The organism is Streptomyces sp. NPDC020807, from assembly GCF_040641575.1.
In the GTDB taxonomy this organism is placed as follows: Bacteria; Actinomycetota; Actinomycetes; order Streptomycetales; family Streptomycetaceae; genus Streptomyces.
In genome coordinates this window covers 13,306-33,325 of the sequence record NZ_JBFADU010000001.1, presented here as the reverse complement: position 1 = coordinate 33,325, position 20,020 = coordinate 13,306, and the positions used below count along the sequence as shown (strand labels likewise).

Genomic DNA, 20,020 nt, shown 5'->3' with positions numbered 1-20,020 from the left:
CTCGACCCCCTCGGTGACGGGGCTCGATGGCCCCAGAGTCTTGACACGCGTTCATGATTCGGAACGGACTCTCAAGAGAGAGACCGGTCCGTAGGGCTTCAACGGTACCTGTTTCCGTCGGTCTACGGTACGCCGTGCGCATCACATACCTCGGTACAGAACCTTCGAGGTGCCCTTTCCTCGCTGGTCAGTCGCGATTTTAACCTCTTCTCGCGCGGCGACCCGCCGAAGGGCGTGAGTGAAGTCTCGCCGACTTCGCTCGTTCTCCGTCCCTCCGGCGGGTCGTGCGCGGCCGGATCAGGCCCGTCGGGCCTCCGCCATCCGCTGCTCGGCGATCCGGTCGGCGGCGGCGGCCGGCGGGATGCCGTCCGCCTTCGCACGAGCGAATATGGCCAGCGTGGTGTCGAAGATCTTCGTGGCCTTCGCCTTGCACCGGTCGAAGTCGAAGCCGTGCAGCTCGTCGGCGACCTGGATCACGCCACCGGCGTTGACGACGTAGTCGGGCGCGTAGAGGATGCCGCGCGCCTCGAGGTCCTTCTCGACGCCGGGGTGCGCGAGCTGGTTGTTGGCCGCGCCGCAGACGATCTTCGCGGTGAGGACGGAGACGGTCTCGTCGTCGAGGGCGCCGCCGAGGGCGCAGGGCGCGTAGACGTCCAGGCCCTCGACGCGGACCAGGGCGGCCGTGTCGGCGACGACGGTCACCTGCGGGTGCTTGTCGGTGATCCGGCGGACCGACTCCTCGCGCACGTCCGTGATGACGACCTCGGCGCCGTCCTCCAGGAGGTGCTCGACGAGGTAGTGGCCGACCTTGCCGACGCCCGCGACGCCGACCTTGCGGCCGCGGAGGGTCGGGTCGCCCCAGAGCGTCTGCGCGGCGGCGCGCATGCCCTGGAAGACGCCGAAGGCGGTGAGGACGGAGGAGTCGCCGGCGCCGCCGTTCTCGGGGGAGCGGCCGGTCGTCCAGCGGCACTCGCGGGCGACGACGTCCATGTCGGCGACGTAGGTGCCGACGTCGCAGGCCGTCACGTAGCGGCCGCCGAGGGAGGCCACCATGCGCCCGTAGGCGAGGAGGAGCTCCTCGCTCTTGATCGTCTCCGGGTCGCCGATGATGACGGCCTTGCCGCCGCCCAGGTCGAGGCCGGCCATGGCGTTCTTGTACGACATCCCGCGCGAGAGGTTGAGCGCGTCGGCGATCGCCTCGGCCTCGCTCGCGTACGGGTAGAAGCGGGTGCCGCCGAGGGCCGGGCCCAGGGCGGTGGAGTGGATGGCGATGACGGCCTTGAGGCCGGTGGCGCGGTCCTGGCAGAGCACGACTTGCTCGTGGCCACCCTGCTCCGAGCGGAACAGGGTGTGCAGTACGTCAGCAGCAGGAACGCCGGTCACATCGGTCACGGTGGTGACTCCCAAGTACGAAGCGGCGGTTGCGGCCCTCCCCAGGGGTGGGGGGAGGACCAGTTCGGCAAGAGAGTAAGTCCTACCTGGGCGTAGATCGGCCGCAGTGCCGAGGATCACCCCCTCTCGCGCGGGAACACCCCCTCCGGGAGTACCTCTCTGGAAGGATCGGCGCCATGTCGGTCGCCTCCTCGGTCCCCGTCCCCTACGCGTCCTATCTGCGGGTGTACGAGCCGCTGGCCGCGTTCCCCGAGCCGGAACGGAGCCACTGGGCGCGGTACGCCCGGGGGACGCGCGCGCCGGGCGCGCAGGAGGAGCTGCGGCGCTCCCTCGCGGACCTGCTGCCGACGCCCGCGGTGCCGGTGCCGGTCCACGAGAGCGGGGACGCCTTCGTCGCACACCTGGACGGGGTGGTGGTGGTCTGTCCGTGGCGGACGCGGCTGCGGGGCTGGCTGGCGCTGGAGGAGCTGCTGGCCGGCCCGTCCCCGTATCCGGCGTCGGTGCTCGACGCGATGCTGCCACCGGTGGTCAGGGCGCAGGTGGCGGCGGACCACGAGCGGTGGGCGGCGCGGAACCCGGACGCGCGTCCGTGGATCCGTACGGCGGTCTGGCAGGTGCCGTTGCGCTGGTTCACGCTTTTCGGGGACGAGGAGCGGGTGTACGAGCCGGGGGAGCCGGCCGGCGGGGACAGCGGCGGGGGACGGGCGCCGGTGCTCGTCTACCGGACGACGATGGCGCAGGCGCGGCGGCGCCTCGCGCGGGCGCTGCGGGCGCTGCGGCAGGCGGTCGACGGGGGGCCGATGACGGAGGGCCTGGTGGACGTGGGGCGCTGGCTGGAGGAGTTCCATCCGCGGGCGATGGTGGAGCTGGACTTCGGGGGCCTGGTGCACGCGGTCCCGGGGGAGTGGCTCGCGGAGGAGCGGTCGGCGGCGGGGATGGCCGAGGGGATCGCCGCGCTGCGGGCCGGGGACGGCGAGCGGGCCGACGAGGTCTACGGGCGCCTCGCGGAGCGCTGGCGGGCCGTCAGGGACCTCCGGGGCGCGAACTGACATAGCCGGGCATCTTCGTCAGGTCGCCATCGACAAGACATGTCCGGCCGGTGTAGATGATCTTCAAAGGTTTTGGTGTCCGGGCCCTTCGCGGCTCCGGGCGGGGACGTTGGTCCCGATCCGGGCCTTTGGCCCAAGCGTGACGGACGGCACTTAACGCACCCTTGCGTCGATCACCCATCCTCGTGCCAAAATAGGACAAGGAGTCCGGGGAGGGTTCCTTCCGTCCAACTATGGGCGGAAAGCTCGACATTGCACTCTATGGGGGGTCTGAGGACTCCTGATCGCTCTGTGACTGATCGTCACAGACGCGTGACTGTCCGTTATGGCATGGTCCATCGACTTCCGCCGCTGATGAACACCTGCGAGGGCAATTCCATCGGTTTGGCCGACGTGGCTGGACGGATGGTGTAGTTGTAGTGCCGAGGACAAGCCGTTCGTCCTATAACCGACTCGGCCCGCTTCTGCCATTTCGGGCAAGGCGGGTCAAGGTGCAGAATTTAGAGGAAAGAACCGAGATTGGTTCGGTTCTCCCGAGGAGGCCGCTCATGACCGCTCGCACCCCTGATGCCGAGCCGCTGCTGACCCCTGCCGAGGTCGCCACGATGTTCCGTGTCGACCCGAAGACGGTGACCCGTTGGGCGAAGGCGGGCAAGCTCACGTCCATCCGCACCCTGGGTGGGCACCGCCGCTACCGCGAGGCCGAGGTCCGCGCACTGCTTGCGGGCATTCCGCAGCAGCGCAGCGAGGCCTGAGGCTCGCCCAACACCCCGCAGCACCCGTAACACCGGGCCCGTCCGGATCCCCCAATCCGGTCGCCCACCCCAAGCACTGCTGACGGTTTCCTGCCCCAACAGGCCTCCGTCGTCGATCGCACTGGACTCCGCCGGGTCCGGTGCGATCGTTTTTTTGTCCCCGTCCCCGACGGTCGACGGGTGGTGCAATTGCACATATTAAATCGGGCTGGTGTAGGAGAGGCGTAAGTGCAGCGGTTTCTGAAACTCTTTCAGTGACTCGCGTCACACCCCTGGAGCCCCTGCCGCCTCCCAGCCTCCCACCGCCGGGACGGCCGTCGGCTCGCCGTTGGTCACCCGTCACCGGGACTTTCGTCCTCCGTCACGTGCGCCCGTCACGTGCCCGCCCCACGCCAACACGACGAAGGCCCGCATCTTTCGATGCGGGCCTTCGTTTCGGGCGACTCTGACGGGACTTGAACCCGCGACCTCCACCTTGACAGGGTGGCGAGCTAACCAACTGCTCCACAGAGCCTTGCTCGCGGCCACTCGTGAGCGGCTGCGAGACAGACTGTACAGCAGGTCAGGGGGTGCGGTCGAACTCGCGCGTCACGGGGCCGCCGCGTCGATCGCCTTCACGATCCGCTTGTCCGAGATCGCGTACGCCGTGCCCAGCGCGTGCGCGAAGTAGCTCACCCGCAGCTCCTCGATCATCCAGCGGATGTCGGTGACCTCCGTCGGCACGGGGCGGCCCTTCGGGAGCTGTTCGAGCAGCCACGCGTACTCGTCGAGCATCTCGTGGACCTTCTCCATCCGGGTGGTGTCCCGCTGGACACCGGTCGGCATCTGCTGGAGCCGCCGGTCCACCGCCACCAGGTACCGCATGAGGTCCGGCAGCCGCTTGAGGCCCGTACGGGTGACGAAGCCGGCCGGGACCAGCCAGGCCAGCTGCTCGCGCACGTCGGTCAGGTTGTTGATCAGCGCCAGGCTGTTCGTCGACTTGAGCCGCCGCTCGCACGCCTGCCAGGCCGCCAGGATCTGCCGCACCTGGCCCACCGTCCGCACGGTCGTGTCCACCAGGTCCGCGCGGACCTTGTCGTACAGCTTCCGGAACGAGTCCTCGTCCCAGGCCGGGCCGCCGTGGTCCGCGATCAGCTTGTCGGCCGCCGCGGTCGCGCAGTCGTCGAAGAGGGCCTGGATCGAACCGTGCGGGTTCGACGACAGGGCAAGCTTCTCCTGGTTGGTCAGCTTCTCCGAGGCGAACTTCGCCGGGTTCACCGGGATGTTCAGCATGATCAGCTTCCGGGTGCCCCGCCACATCGCCTGCGCCTGCTCGGCCTCCGAGTCGAAGAGCCGCACGGCGACGGTCGCGCCCTCGTCCACGAGCGCCGGGTACGCCTTGACCGGCTGGCCGCCCCGCTTGGTCTCGAAGACCTTCGTGAGGGTCCCGATCGTCCACTCCGTGAGCCCTGTGCGCTCCAGGGAGGGCCCGGAACCGTCGGGACCGCCCGTGGCCGCCGCGGCGGCCTTGGAGAGCGCCTGACGGGCCTTGGGGCGCAGTTTCAGCCGCAGGGTCTCCAGGTCCTTGTCCTCGGCGAGCTTGCGACGCCGCTCGTCGACGATCCGGAAGGTCACCTTGAGGTGCTCGGGGACCTTCGCCCAGTCGAAGTCCTCAGGGGTGACCGGGACGCCGACCATGCGCTGGAGCTCGCGGGCGAGCGCGCCCGTCAGCGGCTCCTGCACGGGCACCACGGAGTCGAGGAAGCGGGTCGCGAAGTTCGGCGCGGGCACGTAGTGGCGGCGGATCGGCTTCGGCAGGGAGCGGATCAGCTCCGTGACGACCTCACCGCGCAGCCCCGGGATCTGCCACTCGAAGCCCTCGTCGGTCACCTGGTTCAGGACCTGGAGCGGGACGTGGACGGTCACGCCGTCCGCGTCCGCTCCGGGCTCGAACTGGTACGTCACCCGGAACTTCAGCGGGCCCTGCCGCCAGGAGTCCGGATAGTCGTCCTTGGTGACCGCGCCGGCCTTCTCGTTGATGAGCATCTCGCGCTCGAAGTCGAGGAACTCCGGCTCCTCGTGGCGCTTGTGCTTCCACCAGGAGTCGAAGTGGGCGCCGGACACCACGTGCTCGGGGACGCGCTTGTCGTAGAAGTCGAAGAGCGTCTCGTCGTCGACGAGGATGTCCCGGCGCCGGGCGCGGTGCTCCAGCTCCTCGACCTCGGTGAGGAGCTTGCGGTTGTCCGAGAAGAACTTGTGGTGCGTCCGCCAGTCGCCCTCGACCAGCGCGTTCCTGATGAACAGGTCGCGGGAGACCTCCGGGTCGATCCGGCCGTAGTTCACCTTGCGGTCGGCGACGATCGGGACGCCGTACAGCGTCACCTTCTCGAAGGCCATGACGGCCGCCTGGTCCTTCTCCCAGTGCGGCTCGCTGTAGGTCTTCTTCACCAGGTGCTGGGCGAGCGGCTCGATCCACTCCGGTTCGATCCGGGCGTTGACCCGGGCCCACAGCCGCGAGGTCTCGACCAGCTCGGCGGACATGACGAAGCGCGGGGGCTTCTTGAAGAGCGCCGAGCCCGGGAAGATCGCGAACTTGGCGTTCCGGGCGCCGACGTACTCGCCCCGGCCGCCCTCGCGGCGCGAGCCGTCCTTCGCGGCGCTCCCGCTTCCGTCCTTGGACTCCTTCACGTCCTTCAGGCCGATGTGGGAGAGCAGGCCGGAGAGGAGGGAGACGTGCACGGACTGCTCCGGCGCGTCCTCCTCGTTCACGTGGATGCCCATCTGCTTCGCGACCGTCCGCAGCTGGGCGTAGATGTCCTGCCACTCGCGGATGCGCAGGAAGTTCAGGTACTCCTGCTTGCACATCCGGCGGAAGGAGCTGGAGCCCCGCTCCTTCTGCTGCTCGCGGACGTACCGCCACAGGTTCAGGAAGGCGAGGAAGTCGCTCGTCTCGTCCTTGAAGCGGGCGTGCTGCTGGTCGGCCTGGGCCTGCTTCTCGGAGGGCCGCTCGCGCGGGTCCTGGATGGAGAGCGCCGCCGCGATGACCATGACCTCGCGGACACAGCCGTTCTTGTCGGCCTCCAGGACCATCCGGGCGAGCCGGGGGTCCACCGGCAGCTGGGAGAGCTTCCGGCCCTGCTGCGTCAGCCGCTTCTTCGGGTCCTTCTCGTTCGGGTCGATCGCGCCGAGCTCCTGGAGGAGCTGCACGCCGTCCCGGATGTTGCGGTGGTCCGGCGGGTCGATGAAGGGGAACTTCTCGATGTCGCCGAGGCCGGCGGCGGTCATCTGGAGGATGACGGAGGCCAGGTTCGTCCGGAGGATCTCCGCGTCCGTGAACTCCGGACGGGTGAGGAAGTCGTCCTCGGAGTACAGCCGGATGCAGATGCCGTCCGAGGTACGGCCGCAGCGGCCCTTGCGCTGGTTGGCGCTGGCCTGGCTGACCGGTTCGATCGGCAGGCGCTGGACCTTCGTGCGGTGCGAGTAGCGCGAGATGCGGGCGGTGCCCGGGTCGATCACGTACTTGATGCCGGGGACGGTCAGCGAGGTCTCGGCGACGTTGGTCGCCAGGACGACCCGGCGGCCGGAGTGGGCCTGGAAGACCCGGTGCTGCTCGGCGTGGGAGAGGCGCGCGTAGAGCGGGAGGATCTCCGTGTTGAAGAGCTTCTTCTTGGTGAGGGCGTCCGCCGTGTCGCGGATCTCGCGCTCGCCGGAGAGGAAGACCAGGACGTCGCCCGGACCCTCCTTCTGGAGCTCGTCGACCGCGTCGCAGATCGCCGTGATCTGGTCCCGGTCCGACTCCTCGCTGTCCTCTTCGAGGAGCGGGCGGTAGCGGACCTCGACCGGGTACGTACGGCCGCTGACCTCGACGATCGGAGCGTCCCCGAAGTGGCGGGAGAAGCGCTCGGGGTCGATCGTCGCGGAGGTGATGACGACCTTGAGGTCGGGGCGCCTCGGCAGCAGCTGGGCCAGGTAGCCGAGCAGGAAGTCGATGTTGAGGGACCGCTCGTGGGCCTCGTCGATGATGATCGTGTCGTACGCGCGCAGCTCGCGGTCCGTCTGGATCTCGGCGAGCAGGATGCCGTCCGTCATCAGCTTCACGAAGGTCGCGTCCGGGTTCACCTGGTCGGTGAAGCGGACCTTCCAGCCGACGGCCTCGCCCAGCGGGGTCCGCAGCTCCTCGGCCACGCGCTCCGCAACCGTGCGGGCCGCGATCCGGCGGGGCTGGGTGTGGCCGATCATGCCCCGGACGCCCCGGCCGAGCTCCAGGCAGATCTTCGGGATCTGGGTGGTCTTTCCGGAGCCCGTCTCACCGGCGACGATCACGACCTGGTGGTCACGTATCGCCTCCAGGATCTCGTCCTTCTTCTGCGAGACGGGCAGCTGCTCGGGGTACGTGACCGCGGGCACGCGGGAGGCGCGCCCGTCGACGCGCTCCTTGGCCTTGGCCGCCTCGGCGGCGATCTCGTCCAGGACGGCCTCACGGGCCTCGGGCTTACGGATGCGGCGGGCGCCTTCGAGACGGCGGCCGAGCCGGTGGGAGTCCCGCAGCGAGACCTCGGCCAGGACCGACTGGAGGGCGGCGAAGGAAGTAGACATACGGATCCCAGGATCGCACCTGCGGCCGAGAAGCGGCGAACCGATTTACGGGCGCCGGGTGCGTACTGTGGACCCCGCACCGACCGGATCCGAGGGGTTTCGCATGTTCCGTACCACCCGCGCCCTGGCGTCGTTCGCCGCGCTCGTGGGCCTGGTGCTGGGGCTGCTCGCCGCCGGGACGGCGACCCCCGCCCGTACGGCCGCCCCGGTCACGGCCGCCTCCACCGCCGCGCACGGCGTCGCGCGCGCGGCCCTTCCGGCCTGCGACCCCGGGCACGCCGTCGGCGCGGGCGCCTCCGCCCCCGCCGTACCGCCGCGCGCGCCCGGCTTCGCCGAGGTGCTCCCGGCCCTCGCCGCCGACCGGGCGACCTGCGCGACCGGACCCGCGCGGGAGCCGGGCCGTGAGTCCGCGCCGGGCCGCGAGCCGCCCGCTCTCGCCGCGCCCACTCCCATGGAGCTGTCGGTCCTGAGGGTCTAGACGGACGAGCCTCCCCGGTCGTCCGTCCTTCTTCCCCTCCCTCAGGAGCGTTTCCGCATGTCCAGCACCAACGGCACGAGCAAGACCAAGAGCAAGTCCAAGCCCGTCGCGATCGTCTCGGGTGTCGTGGCCGCCGCCGTGCTGCTCGGCCTCGTCTCGTACACCGCGACCAAGCCCGACCCCTCCGGCTCCTCCGGCGCCTCGTCCGCCGCCGAGGTCTCCGCAGACCCGTCCGCCGGCGTCTACCCCGAGCTGGAGGCGTACGCCCGCCGCGACGCCTCCGACAAGCTCGCCCTGGGCCGCGCCGACGCCCCCGTCGTCCTGATCGAGTACGCCGACTTCAAGTGCGGCTACTGCGGGAAGTTCGCCCGGGACACCGAACCCGTCCTCGTGAAGAAGTACGTGGACGAGGGCACCCTGCGCATCGAGTGGCGGAACTTCCCGATCTTCGGCGCGGAGTCCGAGGCCGTCGCCCGCGCCTCCTGGGCGGCCGGGCAGCAGGGCCGGTTCTGGCAGTTCCACAAGGCCGCGTACGCCGAGGGGGCCAAGGAGAAGGGCTTCGGCACGGAGCGCCTGACCGCCCTCGCCCGGGAGGCCGGGGTCGCCGACCTCGCCCGGTTCGCCAAGGACAGCGAGGGCACGGCGGCCCGCGAGGCCGTGAAGAAGGACCAGGAGCAGGGGTACTCCCTCGGCGCCACCTCCACGCCGTCCTTCCTGGTCAACGGCCGGCCGATCGCCGGTGCGCAGCCCCTGGAGACCTTCACCGAGGCCATCGAGGCGGCGGCGAAGACGGCGGCCGCGAAGGACACGACCGAGGCGAAGCGGTGACCTCCGGGATCGGCTACTTCGCCGCCTTCCTCGGCGGCCTGCTCGCCCTCCTCAGCCCGTGCAGCGCCCTGCTCCTCCCGGCCTTCTTCGCGTACTCGATCGACACCCGCGCGAAGCTCGTGGCCAGGACGGGGATCCTCTACGCGGGCCTGGCGACCACCCTCGTCCCGCTCGGCGCGGCCGGCTCCTTCGCCGGCCGGTTCTTCTACGGCCACCGGGACCTCCTGGTCACCGTCGGCGGCTGGCTGATCGTCGGGCTCGGTGTCCTCCAGATCCTCGGCCTCGGCTTCGCCTCCCGCAGGCTGGCCGAGGCGAGCGGCCGCATCCGGCCCACCTCGGCGTTCTCCGTCTACGCCCTGGGGCTCGTCTACGGACTCGCCGGCTTCTGCGCCGGCCCGATCCTCGGCAGCGTCCTCACCGTGGCGGCGCTGAGCGGCAGCCCGGCCTACGGCGGACTGCTCCTCGCGGTGTACGCCCTCGGCATGGCGGTCCCGCTCTTCCTCCTCGCGCTGCTCTGGGAGCGGTACGACCTGGGCGGCAGGCGCTGGCTGCGGGGCCGCCCGATCCTGGTCGGGCGCTTCGAGGTCCACTCGACCTCGCTGGTCTCGGGCCTGTTCTTCATCGGCCTCGGCACGCTCTTCCTCGTCTTCGACGGGACGACCGCCCTGCCCGGTCTGCTCTCCGTGGACACGTCCTTCGCCGTCGAGGAGCGCGTGGCCGAGCTGGGCCGCGCGGTGCCGGACTGGGCGTTGCTCGCCGCGATCGTGGCCGTGGTGGCGGGAGCCTTCGCGCTGCGGAGCCGTAAGACGCGGTGAGGTCTGGCCCTGTTTCACGTGAAACCCGCTGTTTCACGTGAAACTCGCTGCTTCAGGTGAAACCCGCAGTTTCACGTGAAACAGGGCCCCGTGGGCGAATCCGCCGGCGCCCACGAAGAAGGCCCCGTTCTTTCGAACGGGGCCTTCACTCTGTGGCTGGGGCCGGGGTCGAACCGGCGACCTATCGCTTTTCAGGCGATCGCTCGTACCAACTGAGCTACCCAGCCAAGGCAATTCCTCAACTCTCCGCCAACTGCTCCGCAGAACCTCGCAATGCGAGCAGCATTCTCGCACACGTCATCGACGGGCTCGTCCGGCACGGCGCGCATTCCGCGTTAGGCAGCGCAGGCGACGCACGGGCCCTACGCCTCGCAAGGCTCCGCGGCGACACGGAAGTCCCGCGCCGTGTCGTGGACGGACTGTTCCACGGCCGCGCTCGTCGCGCCGGTGAACCTGAAGCGGCCGCCGACATGCTCGTAATAGGCATCCGCGGCGGGCAGGATCTCGCCGGGTGCGAGGAGGGATTCGGCGTACGGACCCGATGCGCGTCCCGTCATCGACGTGGCTTCCACGATGCGGCAGGGGCGCTCCGCGGGTGCCGGGACGAGGAGCCATCCGCCGACTCCCTCGCTGCGCGACGGTCCCTTGGCGGGCTGCTCGCCCAACTGGAGGGCGAAGGCCGCCTCCATCAGGTCGTAGCCGTGCACGTCGCGCCAGATGAAGGGGATCTCCGCCCCGCCCACCCGGGCGCCGACTTCGAGGAAGGTGCAGCGGACCCCGCCGTCGGCGCCGACTCCGACGAACACCTCCAGGTGGAACACGGTCGAGCCGCCGGTCAGCGCGGAGAGGAAACCCTCGGACGCCGTTCCTATGGCGGAGAGGATCGCGGGGTCGTCCTCCTCGACCGAACCGAGGTAGTCACCGTCCCGGAAGCCCAGGCACGTGTTCACGTAGCGAGAGGCGCGCCAGATCTCGAGGCGGCCCTCCCTGAGCAGCCCGTCCACGTGGTAGATGGGGTCGGTCTCCCGCGCCTGGACCATCAGAGGGGCCTCTTCGGCCCAACGTATCCCGGAGAGCTGATCGGCGTGGTCCAGCACGCGGACGCCCGCGCTCGAGCTTCCCTGCGTGGGCTTCAGGACGAGGTGCCAACCGTGGCGTGCGGCGAACGCCTCCACGTCCTCGGGGCCGGACACCGCGGCGAACGCGGGAACCGGAAGCCCGGCCGCCTCGACCCGGCCACACATGAGCAATTTGTCGCGAAAGAGAGCCACTTCATCCGGGGTCTGCCCCGGAAGTCCGAGTTCTGAACGGAGTTGGGCAGCTATGAGCAGGTCGTCCTCTTTGAGGGCGATGACAGCCTTCGGCATCCCGTGGTTCCGGGCCAGTCCGCGGACGGCCTCGCGGACCGCCGAGAGGTCGTCGGTGGCTTCCACCAGGGCGACTTCGGCGGCGGAATCGGGTATCCCGCCCCTTCCCACCTCGGTCGTCACATAGGTGACGGCATGTTCCTCGTGGTCGATGTACGTGCCGTAACGGGCATACCGATCACGCCAGCGATGGATCACGACGACATGGGGGCGTGCTCCCGCATCCGTGTTCCACGCATCGGACATGGTCGGTGTACCTCCTGGGGTGCCTGTGACGCCGACAGGCTTCAAGCTAGCCGCCGCGCCAGGCGGTGGCAATGATCCACTGACGTGACGGATTCGGCTTCCCGCGGCGCTCCGTACGTAGGGGTGATCTGGCAAAGTGGGGGGTCAAAGGGCAGGTGCGGCAGGCGGGGAGGGGACTTCGTTGAGCGGGACCAGGGCGGGCGGCGAACCCGAGATACGCCTGTTCGGCTTTCATCACGCCGGGGGGTCGAGCGCGCTGTACCACGGGTGGGCGGACCGGCTTCCCGAGAGCTGGGACGTGCGCTGGATGGACGCACCGGGCCACGGCAAGTTGATGGGGCGGCAGCTCATCACGGAGCTCGACGCGCTGACGCGGTACTTCCAGGAGCAGATCGAACCCGAACTGGACGTGCCGTACGCCTTCTTCGGGCACAGCATGGGCGGGATCGTCGCCTTCGAGCTGGCTCATCGGCTGATCGGCGAAGGCCGCACGCCGCCCGTGTGGCTGGGGCTGTCCGCCTGCCGGGCGCCCAGTGCCGCGCCTCTCGAGATACAGAAGCACCTCCTGGACGACGACCAGTTCCGCGAGCACGTGCGCGGACTGCGCGGAACGCCGGCCCTGCTGCTGGACGACCCCGGCCTGTGGGGGATCTTCGGGCCGCTCATCCGGGCGGATCTGCGGCTGGTGGAGACCTGGCAGCCCGACCTGAGCAGGGCGGCGCTGGACCTGCCGCTGACGGTGTTCGGCGGCCATGGCGACACCCACGCGCCGCAGAGCCAACTCGCTCAGTGGGCGGGCCAGTCCGAGAACTTCATCGGTCCACGCATGCTCGACGGAGATCACTTCTACTTCAGTGAAGACCCCGGACCCCTGCTGGAGCACATCGTCCGGGACGTCCGCTCGGCGCTCGGTGCGGTCCCGAACCTTTCGCAATGACCCACGCCGTGGCCGGCGGGAACGGCGGTCAGGCCAGCTGCCTGGTCTGGTGGGCCCGTACCTCGTCCTACATGCCCGGACTCGGCTCCCTGTTGGGAGCGAGTGAGCTCGTACGGCGGGATCTGTACTCCAGGGAGGAGGACCGGCTCCGCTTCACGGTCTCCGCGGCCCTGCTGCGTCTCGCCGTCGCTCACCAACTGGATACGGAGGCAAGGGACGTCGAGGTGACGCGGAACTGTCCGGACTGTCCCCTTCCGCATGGGCGGCCCCGGGTCGAGGGAGTCCGGGACGTCTCGGTCTCGTACGCGGCGGACGTCGTCGTCGTCGCGGTGAGCGAGGGCACGGCGGTCGGCGTCGACGTGGAGGCCGCCTCGCCCTTGTCGCCACAGCGTGCCGCTGTCCTCCGACGCGCCCTGGGCAACGACGAGTTGAGGGAATTCGACGGAGTTTCCGGGAGCGCGCGGGAGAACTGGCTGCTGCGCCGGTGGACATACAAGGAAGCAGTGGTCAAAGCGACGGCCGACGGGCTGCGTACGCCGCTTCCGGGAGTTCAGGTGAGCGAGGCGTCCGGAATGGCGCGGCTGATCAGCTATCCGGGACGCCCCGAACTCCCGGACAGCCGCGTGGAATTGACGCCGCTGAAAGTTCCTGCGGGATATGCGGCACCGGAAAGTATGGCGTCCGCCGCATTCTTGGTGGATGGTGGCATGAGCCTTCATCGAGTACGAGTGCGAGTTCGGGACGGCCGGGAGCTCTTCCCCTCCGAACGGCACACGGCCTGAACGCCGCGCTCGGGAACAGCAAGACAGCGAGACAGAGGAGCACGTGCAATGGCCCAGCGAGAGAAGCCGAGCCTGACGGTGGTCGGCAGTGGGGGACAGGCATATCGGGAGTACTCCTTCCAATCCCTCAGCGCCGACTACGAAGTGAACGCCGTTCTCTCCGCGGAGCCCACCTGGCAGAGGCCGTACCTGGCCGACTACAGGGTCGTCGACTGCACGGACCCCCGGGCGATCGCCGCCGCGGTGACGGACATGACGCCGGCCGGCGGCCGAGCGGCCGTCTTCACCTGGGACGAACTGGTCCTGGAGGCCACTGCCCGGGCGGCCGAGGAGCTGGGTCTGCCCCACACCTCGGTCGCCGCGGTGACGCGCTGCCGCGACAAGTACGCGACCAGGTCGCTGATGCGGGAGGCCGGACTGCCGTCGCCGAGGTTCCGGCTGACGTTCTCGGCCGACGAAGCGGCCTCGGCCGCTGCGGAGTTCGGCTACCCCGTGGTCATGAAGCCGCGTTCCCTGGCCGGCAGCATCGGCGTGATGAAGGTCGAGGACGAGAGCGCCGTGCGCGCCGCGTTCGACCTGGCCGCCGGGGCCGCGTACGCGACCCTGCCCGCCGGTGAGGGCATTCTGGTGGAGGAGTTCCTCGACGGACCCGAGATCAGCGTGGACAGCGTGGTCTTCGACGGGGAGGTGCGATGCGTCCACGTGGCACAGAAGCGCGTGGGCTTCCCCCCGTACTTCGAGGAGGTGGGGCACCTGGTCACGTCCGGTGGCGCGGATTCCCTGCCCCCGGAGGTCGTCGCGCTCGTCGAGAGCGCGCACCGCACCCTTGAGGTGGACTTCGGCGTCACGCACGCCGAGGTGCGGCTCACGGCCGACGGCCCCCGGCTGATCGAGCTGAACGCCCGGCTCGGCGGGGACCTGATCCCGCTGATCAGCCGCATGGCCACGGGCATCGACCTGGTGAGCGCCGCCGCCGAGATAGCCCTCGGGCGCTCGCCGGAGCTGGCGGCGGAAGGCCGGGAGCCGGGCCGCGCTGCGGAGGTCCGCTTCGTCTACCCGCCGTACGACTGCACGGTACGGAACGTGGACCTCGGCAACGTCGACGGCCTGGACGGCGTCGCGTACACCACCGTGCTGGCCCCGCCGGGGACGGAGCTGCTCCTGCCGCCGAAGAACCCGATTCCCCGGCTCGCCGCACTGGTCGCCGTCGCCGCGGACGAGGACGCGACCACGCGCGTTCTCGATCTCGCGGAGGAGAAGGTCGTCGCGGACATCGATCCGCTGGAGCGCTGAACCGCACCGAGCCCCGGTCGGCCGGGGCCGACCGGGGCTCGGGTGTCCGGGACCCGGGCGGGACTACGCGTCCTCGGCCCCGGCCTTGACGATCTTGGCCACGAAGAAGCCCTCGAAGGTCTCGGTCGGAGCCACCCGGACCGCGCCCGTGAGCCGCTCGTCGAACTTGGTGCCCCGCCACGACGTGACTCCGGGCAGGAACGAGGGCTCGGAGAAGTCGAGCGGCTCCACGGTGAGGTCCGAGTGACGCTGGAGGATCTTGCTGACCGGGAACTCGTTCTCCTCGGGGCTGAGCGTGCAGGTCGAGTAGACCATCACGCCGCCGGGCCGCAGCAGACGGTAGGCCGCGCTGAGCATCTTCGTCTGGAGGAACTTGTACTTCTCGATGCGCTCCTCGGACCAGTAGCGCAGCGTCACCGGACGGCGCAGGTCGACCCGGCCCTCGCCCGAGCACTGGACGTCCAGAAGAATGCGGTCGAACGACTCGTCGGGAATCGACTTGTCCAGGTACTGCGCCGGGTGCGTGGTCAGGTCGGTGTACTTCACGCCGTACACCTCCGCGAGCTCGCCCAGCTTGCGGGCCCGGGGAGCCGCCGCGTCGTTCAGCCACAGGCTGCAGTCGTTTCCGACCCGGGCGGCCACGTGGAATGCCTTTCCACCGGGGGCCGAGGCGACATCGAGAATTCTGTCTCCCGGGCGCGCGCCGAGAGCGACGGGCGGAATGAGGCTGGACGCGTTCTGCAAATAGACGCGGCCTTCGTGGGCCATCGGGAGGATGTCGTCGAAGCCGTCGTTCTCGGGCCACAGGAACGTGTGCTCGCACCAATCGACGGGAAAGGCGTTCGGAGCCTTTTCGCGTACGATGCGCACGGTTTCCTGGTACGTGTCCTCGTCGAGGAGGCGGTTGACCCTGATGGACGTGGGCCGTGCCCCCCTGAAGAGGTCCTTCACCTGGGCTGGACGAATCCGGAAGACCTCGGCCATGCGCTTCTCGAACTGCTGGACTGTCCGCGCGTTGGACACGGCTGGGGCTCCTGTCGGTATCGGCCCGCGGATGGGGACCTTGGGCTGGCCGCGCGGGATGAGCCTCTCATTTTGGCACCACGCCCCGGGGGCCGTCCAACGAGCGGCCGGCACGGAGGAGGCCGGTGCGGGCGGGTCGTGGACATTCTCTTTCAGGATATCTCGGGTGCTCCGTGGCACACAAGGGACCGGTGCGACGCAAGAGGGCGGTACCTCCCGGACCGGGAGGTACCGCCCTCTGTGCATGCCGCGTGCGGGAAGTCCGCTACTCCTCGAACTTCAGCAGGACGCGCTTTCGCGTCTCCTCGTGCAGGTAGTCGATCCGCTCGACGTCCGTGCAGTGGTAGAACGCGTCGTAGGTGTACATCCACCCCTCGCGGGTGGCCTTCGACTCCCCGCGGCGCGGCACGCGCTGGCCGGCCTCCAGGTAGTTCTGCTCGAAATCGAACTCGGGCTGTGCGTGAACCCAGTCCAGGCCTTCGTATTCCTTGAAGATTCCCGATTCCACCGCGTTCACGAATACCCCGAGGAGGAACCCCTCCTTGGTGCGCTCGTACTTTCGCGGAAGGGCCTCTCCGAGCTGGAGCTTGCGGCCCATGTCACGCACGTCGATGTCGAGCCAGGCGATCAGGGTCTTGGCGACGCTGCCACCGCCGATCCGGGGGTTGACCTCGATGATCGAGGCCTTCTCGCCGTCCCACTTGAACTCGATGTGCACGAACGTGTCGTCCACGCCGAGCTTGCGCAGCGCGTCCTGGAGGATGTCGCAGATGCGCTCCTCCTCCTCCGCCGAGACGAAGGGGGTCGGGCAGACGTTCGCCGTCTCCAGTCGGAAGCCCTCCTCCTGCGCCCAGAGCAGCTTCTCCTGGATGAGCAGGGGCACGAGGTCGCCGCCCTGCATGAAGGCCTCGAAGGACAGCTCGCGACCGCTGCCGATGAACGACTCGAGCAGGACCTCGTTGCGCGGGTCCCACCTCCTGGTGCCGTCGTCGAACGGACCGTGCGGGTGGCCGGCGCGCAGGCTCTCGAAGGTCTCGGCCAGCTCGTCGTAGGCGCGCTCCGGATCGTCCACGATCTCCACGAAGGCGCTGGCCGTGCCCCAGATCGGCTTGATCACGAAGGGGACGCCCAGTCGCTCCACCGCCGCGGCCACGTTCTCGCGCGTGAGGTCCGAGGACGAGAAGACCTCGGTGTGCAGCGGCAGCGTCTCGGCCAGCACCTCCCGAAGGCGGGGCTTGATGCGGCAGTTCAGCTGACCCTCGAAGCCGGGGAAGTCGATGCCGAGGCGCCGCGAGGCGCCCAACTGCACAGGCCAGATCTTGTCGTTGATGATCGAGAAGCGGTCGATGGTTCCGCGGTAGGGGCTCAGCGCCTCCACCACCGCGTCCTCCGAGAAGACGTCGGAGCAGACGACGACCTCGTCCGCGCACTCCTCGTAGACCGACGCGAACTCGGGTGCGCAGAGGAAGAGAACAGGGACGCCATGCTCCCGCAGGCTCCTCGCGCGATTGCGCAGTTCCGGCCAGAGTTCCATCCCGGGAATGGAGACTTCGACGAAATAACCGGTCCGGGAGGGGGAGTTGATGTCATCCGTTACATTCACAGCCGTCACGTTAACACTGGTGAGCAGGCCCGACAAGGGCGGTCCTGGTGAACGTTCCGAGGTCTTCCGGGCAAGGCGCCGTATCCAGGCGTTGGTGTGCACGCGTTGTTGCCGCATTGCTCACATCGGCACTGCTTGCGAGTGCTCAACTGCCGCTTGTAGGATGGTCGTTCCGTTTCGCGCGAGGAGAAAGTGGTGATTTGTGGCCAGGAGTAACGGGGACATCGATGACGGAACCGCAATTCGAGCCAGCGGACTGAAGAAGCAGTTTGGCTCATTCGAAGCGGTCCGCGGTATCGATCTGTCCGTACCTCGCGGCGAGGCATTCGGCTTCCTCGGCCCCAACGGTGCGGGTAAATCCTCGACCATGAAGATGATCTCGACCACCTCGCCGCGCACGGGCGGAGATCTCCGGGTGCTCGGCATGGATCCGGATCTGCAGGGTCCGGAGATTCGCGCCAGGATCGGCATCGTGCCCCAGGTCGACAACCTGGACACGGAATTGACGGTACGTCAGAACCTTCAGGTCTATGCGCGGTACTTCGGGCTCTCGCGGGCGCACGCGCGCGAGAAGGCCGTCGAGCTGATGGAGTTCGCCCAGCTCTCCGACCGCGCCGACGACGAGGTGCAGCCCCTCTCCGGAGGAATGAAGCGCCGCCTCACCATCGCCCGCGGTCTGGTCAACGACCCCGAGGTGGTCCTGCTCGACGAGCCGACGACCGGACTCGACCCGCAGGCCAGGCACCTGCTCTGGGACCGGCTCTTCCGGCTCAAGCAGAGCGGCGTCACGCTCATTCTCACCACGCACTACATGGACGAGGCCGAGCAGCTGTGCGACCGGCTCGTGGTGATGGACGCCGGGAAGATCGTCGCCGAGGGGTCTCCGGCCGGACTCATCGAGCGGTACTCCACGCGTGAGGTGCTGGAACTGCGCTTCCGTCCCGGGACCCAGGGCGAGTACCTGGCGAAGGTCGAGGACCTGGCCGATCGCGTCGAAGTCCTGCCCGACAGACTCCTGTTGTACACGGCCCATGGTGAAGCGGCCGCCGTCCGGGTCGCCGAGCGGGGCGTGGAGCCGCTGTCCACGCTGGTGCGGAGGTCCACCCTCGAGGACGTCTTCCTGCGCCTGACCGGCAGGACGCTGGTCGACTGATGGCTACCGACGTCCGACCGCCACGCTCCGAGGCGACGGGGACCGTCGTCGGCTCCTGGCGCGCCATGGGGCTCCGCATCGAGGGCCAGTGGGCCTGGTACCGGCGCTACTGGCGCGCGAACCTGTACTCGTCGGGGCTGCAGCCCGTCCTGTTCCTGGGAGCCATGGGCCTCGGGTTCGGGTCGCAGGTCAAGCCCGGGACGGTCACCGAGGGGGTCTCCTACCTCCAGTACATCGCCCCCGCTCTGCTGATCAGCGGAATCATCGCGACGGCGGTGAACGAATCCGGCCACCCGATCCTCTCCGGCTTCAAGTGGAAGCAGGACTACCAGGCCGTCACCGCGAGTCCGATCACCCCGCACCAGCTCTTCGACGCGCAGCTGCTGTGGATCTGCATCCGGCTGGCGATCTCCGCCGTGATCTACGGGATCGCCGCGGCGTTCCTCGGGGCCTGGACGGGACCCGGAGTCCTGCTCGCCCTTCCGATCGCGGTGTTCGTCGGGGCCGCCTGTGCCGCACCGGTCATGGCCTTCGCGGCCACGACACGAGGTGAGGGGCACGCCTTCGTCGCGCTCAACCGCTTCGTGGTGCTCCCGATGACCCTGTTCGCCGGGACGTTCTTCCCGGTCGACCGGCTGCCCGGGTTCATCCAGCCCCTGGCCTGGATCTCGCCGATCTGGCACGGCAACGAGCTGGCTCGCGACGCCGCCCTCGGGGGGATGTCCCTGCTGCCCGCCCTCGGGCACGCGCTCTTCCTGTTCGTCTTGCTGGTCGCCGGCGTCCTCGTGGGCAGGCGGCAGTTCCATCGCAGGCTGGTGTTCTGACATGGGCAATACCTCAACGCTCCCGGTGCCGGAGACCTCGCCGGAGATCGCCGCCGTCCGTGAGGCGCTGGCGAAGCGACGGGAGAGCGGCGGCCTGCTGCTCCGGATCGTGCCGGCCAGCCGCTACTCCGGACTCGCCCGCCGCCTGGTCATGCGCAGCGCGCTGGTCTACTCCCGTGCGTGGCTGGTCCTGCTGTCCGGGGTCTTCGAGCCGCTCTTCTACCTCCTGGCCTTCCAGGTGGGCTTCGGCTCGCTGGTCGACGACGTGACCGGACCCGGCGGCCGGCCGATCACCTACGTGGCCTTCGTCGCACCGGCCCTCCTCGTGGCCTCCGCCATGAACGGCGCCGTCTACGAGACGCTGAGCATCTTCTACAAGCTGCGCTTCGACCGGCTGTACGACGCGATGCTGGCGACGCCCATGGGCACGCTGGACGTGGCGCTCGGCGAGATCTCCTGGGCGGTGCTGCGCAGTGGCATGTACGCCATGGCGTTCCTCGGTGTCATGGCGGCCCTGGGCCTGGCCACGTCGCCGTGGTCACTGCTGCTGATCCCGGTCGCGCTGCTGGTCGCGACGGTCTTCGCGGCGCTCGGCATGGTGTGCGCGACGCTCCTGAAGTCGTCCTCGCAGTTCGACTACATCCACGTCGCCGTGATGCCGATGTTCCTGTTCTCCACCACGTTCTACCCGATGTCGGTGTACCCGCCGGCGATGCAGGTCCTGGTCGAGATCTCGCCTCTCTACCACGGCATCGAGCTGGCCCGCGGGCTCTCGGTGGGCGTGCTCGACCCGTCGATGATCGGGCACGTGGCCTATCTCGTGGTCCTCGCGGCCCTGGGGCTGTACGCGTCCTCGCGACGGATCGAGAAGCTGCTGCTGAGCTGAGTGTGCGGCGGTGA

16 protein-coding genes and 2 tRNA genes are annotated in these 20,020 nt (G+C 69.2%); 11 read left to right on the top strand and 7 right to left on the bottom strand.

Going from position 1 to position 20,020, the window contains the following annotated elements; all coding sequences use genetic code 11:
* Positions 1–297 precede the first annotated feature (297 nt).
* On the bottom strand, positions 298–1,392 hold the full coding sequence (locus AB0G79_RS00125) for a Glu/Leu/Phe/Val dehydrogenase dimerization domain-containing protein (RefSeq protein ID WP_360797869.1): 1,095 nt from the start codon (positions 1,390–1,392) through the stop codon (positions 298–300).
* Between the two features lie 176 nt (positions 1,393–1,568).
* Here AB0G79_RS00125 and AB0G79_RS00120 point away from each other — a divergent pair, with 176 nt between their 5' ends.
* Both AB0G79_RS00120 and bldC read left to right on the top strand, forming a co-directional pair.
* On the top strand, positions 1,569–2,441 hold the full coding sequence (locus AB0G79_RS00120; RefSeq protein ID WP_360797867.1) for a hypothetical protein: 873 nt from the start codon (positions 1,569–1,571) through the stop codon (positions 2,439–2,441).
* Between the two features lie 548 nt (positions 2,442–2,989).
* The gene (gene bldC / locus AB0G79_RS00115) at positions 2,990–3,196 is read left to right on the top strand and encodes a developmental transcriptional regulator BldC (RefSeq protein ID WP_003949541.1); all 207 of its coding nucleotides are present in this window, start codon (positions 2,990–2,992) and stop codon (positions 3,194–3,196) included.
* 440 nt (positions 3,197–3,636) lie between these two features.
* On the opposite strand, the gene AB0G79_RS00110 is transcribed toward bldC, so the two are convergent.
* A tRNA-Asp gene (locus AB0G79_RS00110) sits at positions 3,637–3,710 on the bottom strand.
* A 74-nt stretch (positions 3,711–3,784) separates the two neighbouring features.
* Positions 3,785–7,771 carry an ATP-dependent RNA helicase HrpA gene (gene hrpA, locus AB0G79_RS00105; RefSeq protein WP_360797865.1) on the bottom strand — a complete coding sequence of 1,329 codons (3,987 nt, stop codon included), beginning with the start codon at positions 7,769–7,771 and terminating at the stop codon, positions 3,785–3,787.
* Positions 7,772–7,874: 103 nt separating this feature from the next.
* Here hrpA and AB0G79_RS00100 point away from each other — a divergent pair, with 103 nt between their 5' ends.
* From AB0G79_RS00100 to AB0G79_RS00090, 3 genes are read left to right on the top strand one after another with little or no spacing between them, the layout of a single operon-like run.
* Positions 7,875–8,249: a hypothetical protein gene (locus AB0G79_RS00100; RefSeq protein WP_360797863.1), complete on the top strand. Its 375-nt coding sequence runs from the start codon at positions 7,875–7,877 to the stop codon at positions 8,247–8,249.
* Between the two features lie 57 nt (positions 8,250–8,306).
* Positions 8,307–9,077, top strand: a complete 771-nt coding sequence (locus AB0G79_RS00095) for a thioredoxin domain-containing protein (RefSeq protein ID WP_360797861.1) — start codon at positions 8,307–8,309, stop codon at positions 9,075–9,077.
* A complete protein-coding gene (locus AB0G79_RS00090; RefSeq protein ID WP_360797859.1) occupies positions 9,074–9,892 on the top strand; it encodes a cytochrome c biogenesis CcdA family protein in 819 nt (272 codons plus the stop codon). The genes AB0G79_RS00095 and AB0G79_RS00090 overlap by 4 nt, the downstream gene beginning before the upstream one ends.
* Positions 9,893–10,045: 153 nt before the next feature.
* Here the strand turns inward: AB0G79_RS00090 and AB0G79_RS00085 are convergent.
* Positions 10,046–10,119 (bottom strand) — tRNA-Phe (locus AB0G79_RS00085).
* A 135-nt stretch (positions 10,120–10,254) separates the two neighbouring features.
* On the bottom strand, positions 10,255–11,505 hold the full coding sequence (locus AB0G79_RS00080) for a biotin carboxylase (RefSeq protein ID WP_360797857.1): 1,251 nt from the start codon (positions 11,503–11,505) through the stop codon (positions 10,255–10,257).
* Between the two features lie 181 nt (positions 11,506–11,686).
* Between AB0G79_RS00080 and AB0G79_RS00075 the strand changes: the two genes are divergently transcribed.
* From AB0G79_RS00075 to AB0G79_RS00065, 3 genes are read left to right on the top strand one after another with little or no spacing between them, the layout of a single operon-like run.
* Positions 11,687–12,442, top strand: coding sequence for an alpha/beta fold hydrolase (locus AB0G79_RS00075; protein ID WP_360797855.1), 756 nt, complete (start codon positions 11,687–11,689; stop codon positions 12,440–12,442).
* Positions 12,439–13,224 carry a 4'-phosphopantetheinyl transferase superfamily protein gene (locus AB0G79_RS00070; RefSeq protein ID WP_360797853.1) on the top strand — a complete coding sequence of 262 codons (786 nt, stop codon included), beginning with the start codon at positions 12,439–12,441 and terminating at the stop codon, positions 13,222–13,224. The genes AB0G79_RS00075 and AB0G79_RS00070 overlap by 4 nt, the downstream gene beginning before the upstream one ends.
* 48 nt (positions 13,225–13,272) lie before the next feature.
* Complete coding sequence (locus AB0G79_RS00065; RefSeq protein ID WP_360797851.1) at positions 13,273–14,517, top strand: ATP-grasp domain-containing protein; 1,245 nt, start codon at positions 13,273–13,275, stop codon at positions 14,515–14,517.
* A gap of 63 nt (positions 14,518–14,580) precedes the next feature.
* Here AB0G79_RS00065 and AB0G79_RS00060 read toward each other — a convergent pair whose 3' ends face one another.
* Positions 14,581–15,540, bottom strand: coding sequence for an RsmB/NOP family class I SAM-dependent RNA methyltransferase (locus tag AB0G79_RS00060; RefSeq protein WP_360797849.1), 960 nt, complete (start codon positions 15,538–15,540; stop codon positions 14,581–14,583).
* A 265-nt stretch (positions 15,541–15,805) separates the two neighbouring features.
* Positions 15,806–17,074, bottom strand: coding sequence for an ATP-grasp domain-containing protein (locus tag AB0G79_RS00055; RefSeq protein WP_360797847.1), 1,269 nt, complete (start codon positions 17,072–17,074; stop codon positions 15,806–15,808).
* A 271-nt stretch (positions 17,075–17,345) separates the two neighbouring features.
* On the opposite strand from AB0G79_RS00055, the gene AB0G79_RS00050 reads away from it, so the two are divergent.
* Genes AB0G79_RS00050 through AB0G79_RS00040 form a run of 3 tightly spaced genes read left to right on the top strand, consistent with a single transcriptional unit; the run spans position 17,346 to position 20,006 of the window.
* Positions 17,346–18,296 carry an ABC transporter ATP-binding protein gene (locus tag AB0G79_RS00050; RefSeq protein WP_360797845.1) on the top strand — a complete coding sequence of 317 codons (951 nt, stop codon included), beginning with the start codon at positions 17,346–17,348 and terminating at the stop codon, positions 18,294–18,296.
* Entirely contained in the window at positions 18,296–19,120 is an 825-nt protein-coding gene (locus AB0G79_RS00045; RefSeq protein ID WP_360797843.1) for an ABC transporter permease, read from the top strand. The genes AB0G79_RS00050 and AB0G79_RS00045 overlap by 1 nt, the downstream gene beginning before the upstream one ends.
* A gap of 1 nt (position 19,121) precedes the next feature.
* Positions 19,122–20,006 carry an ABC transporter permease gene (locus tag AB0G79_RS00040; RefSeq protein ID WP_360797841.1) on the top strand — a complete coding sequence of 295 codons (885 nt, stop codon included), beginning with the start codon at positions 19,122–19,124 and terminating at the stop codon, positions 20,004–20,006.
* The last annotated feature ends 14 nt before the right edge of the window (positions 20,007–20,020 follow it).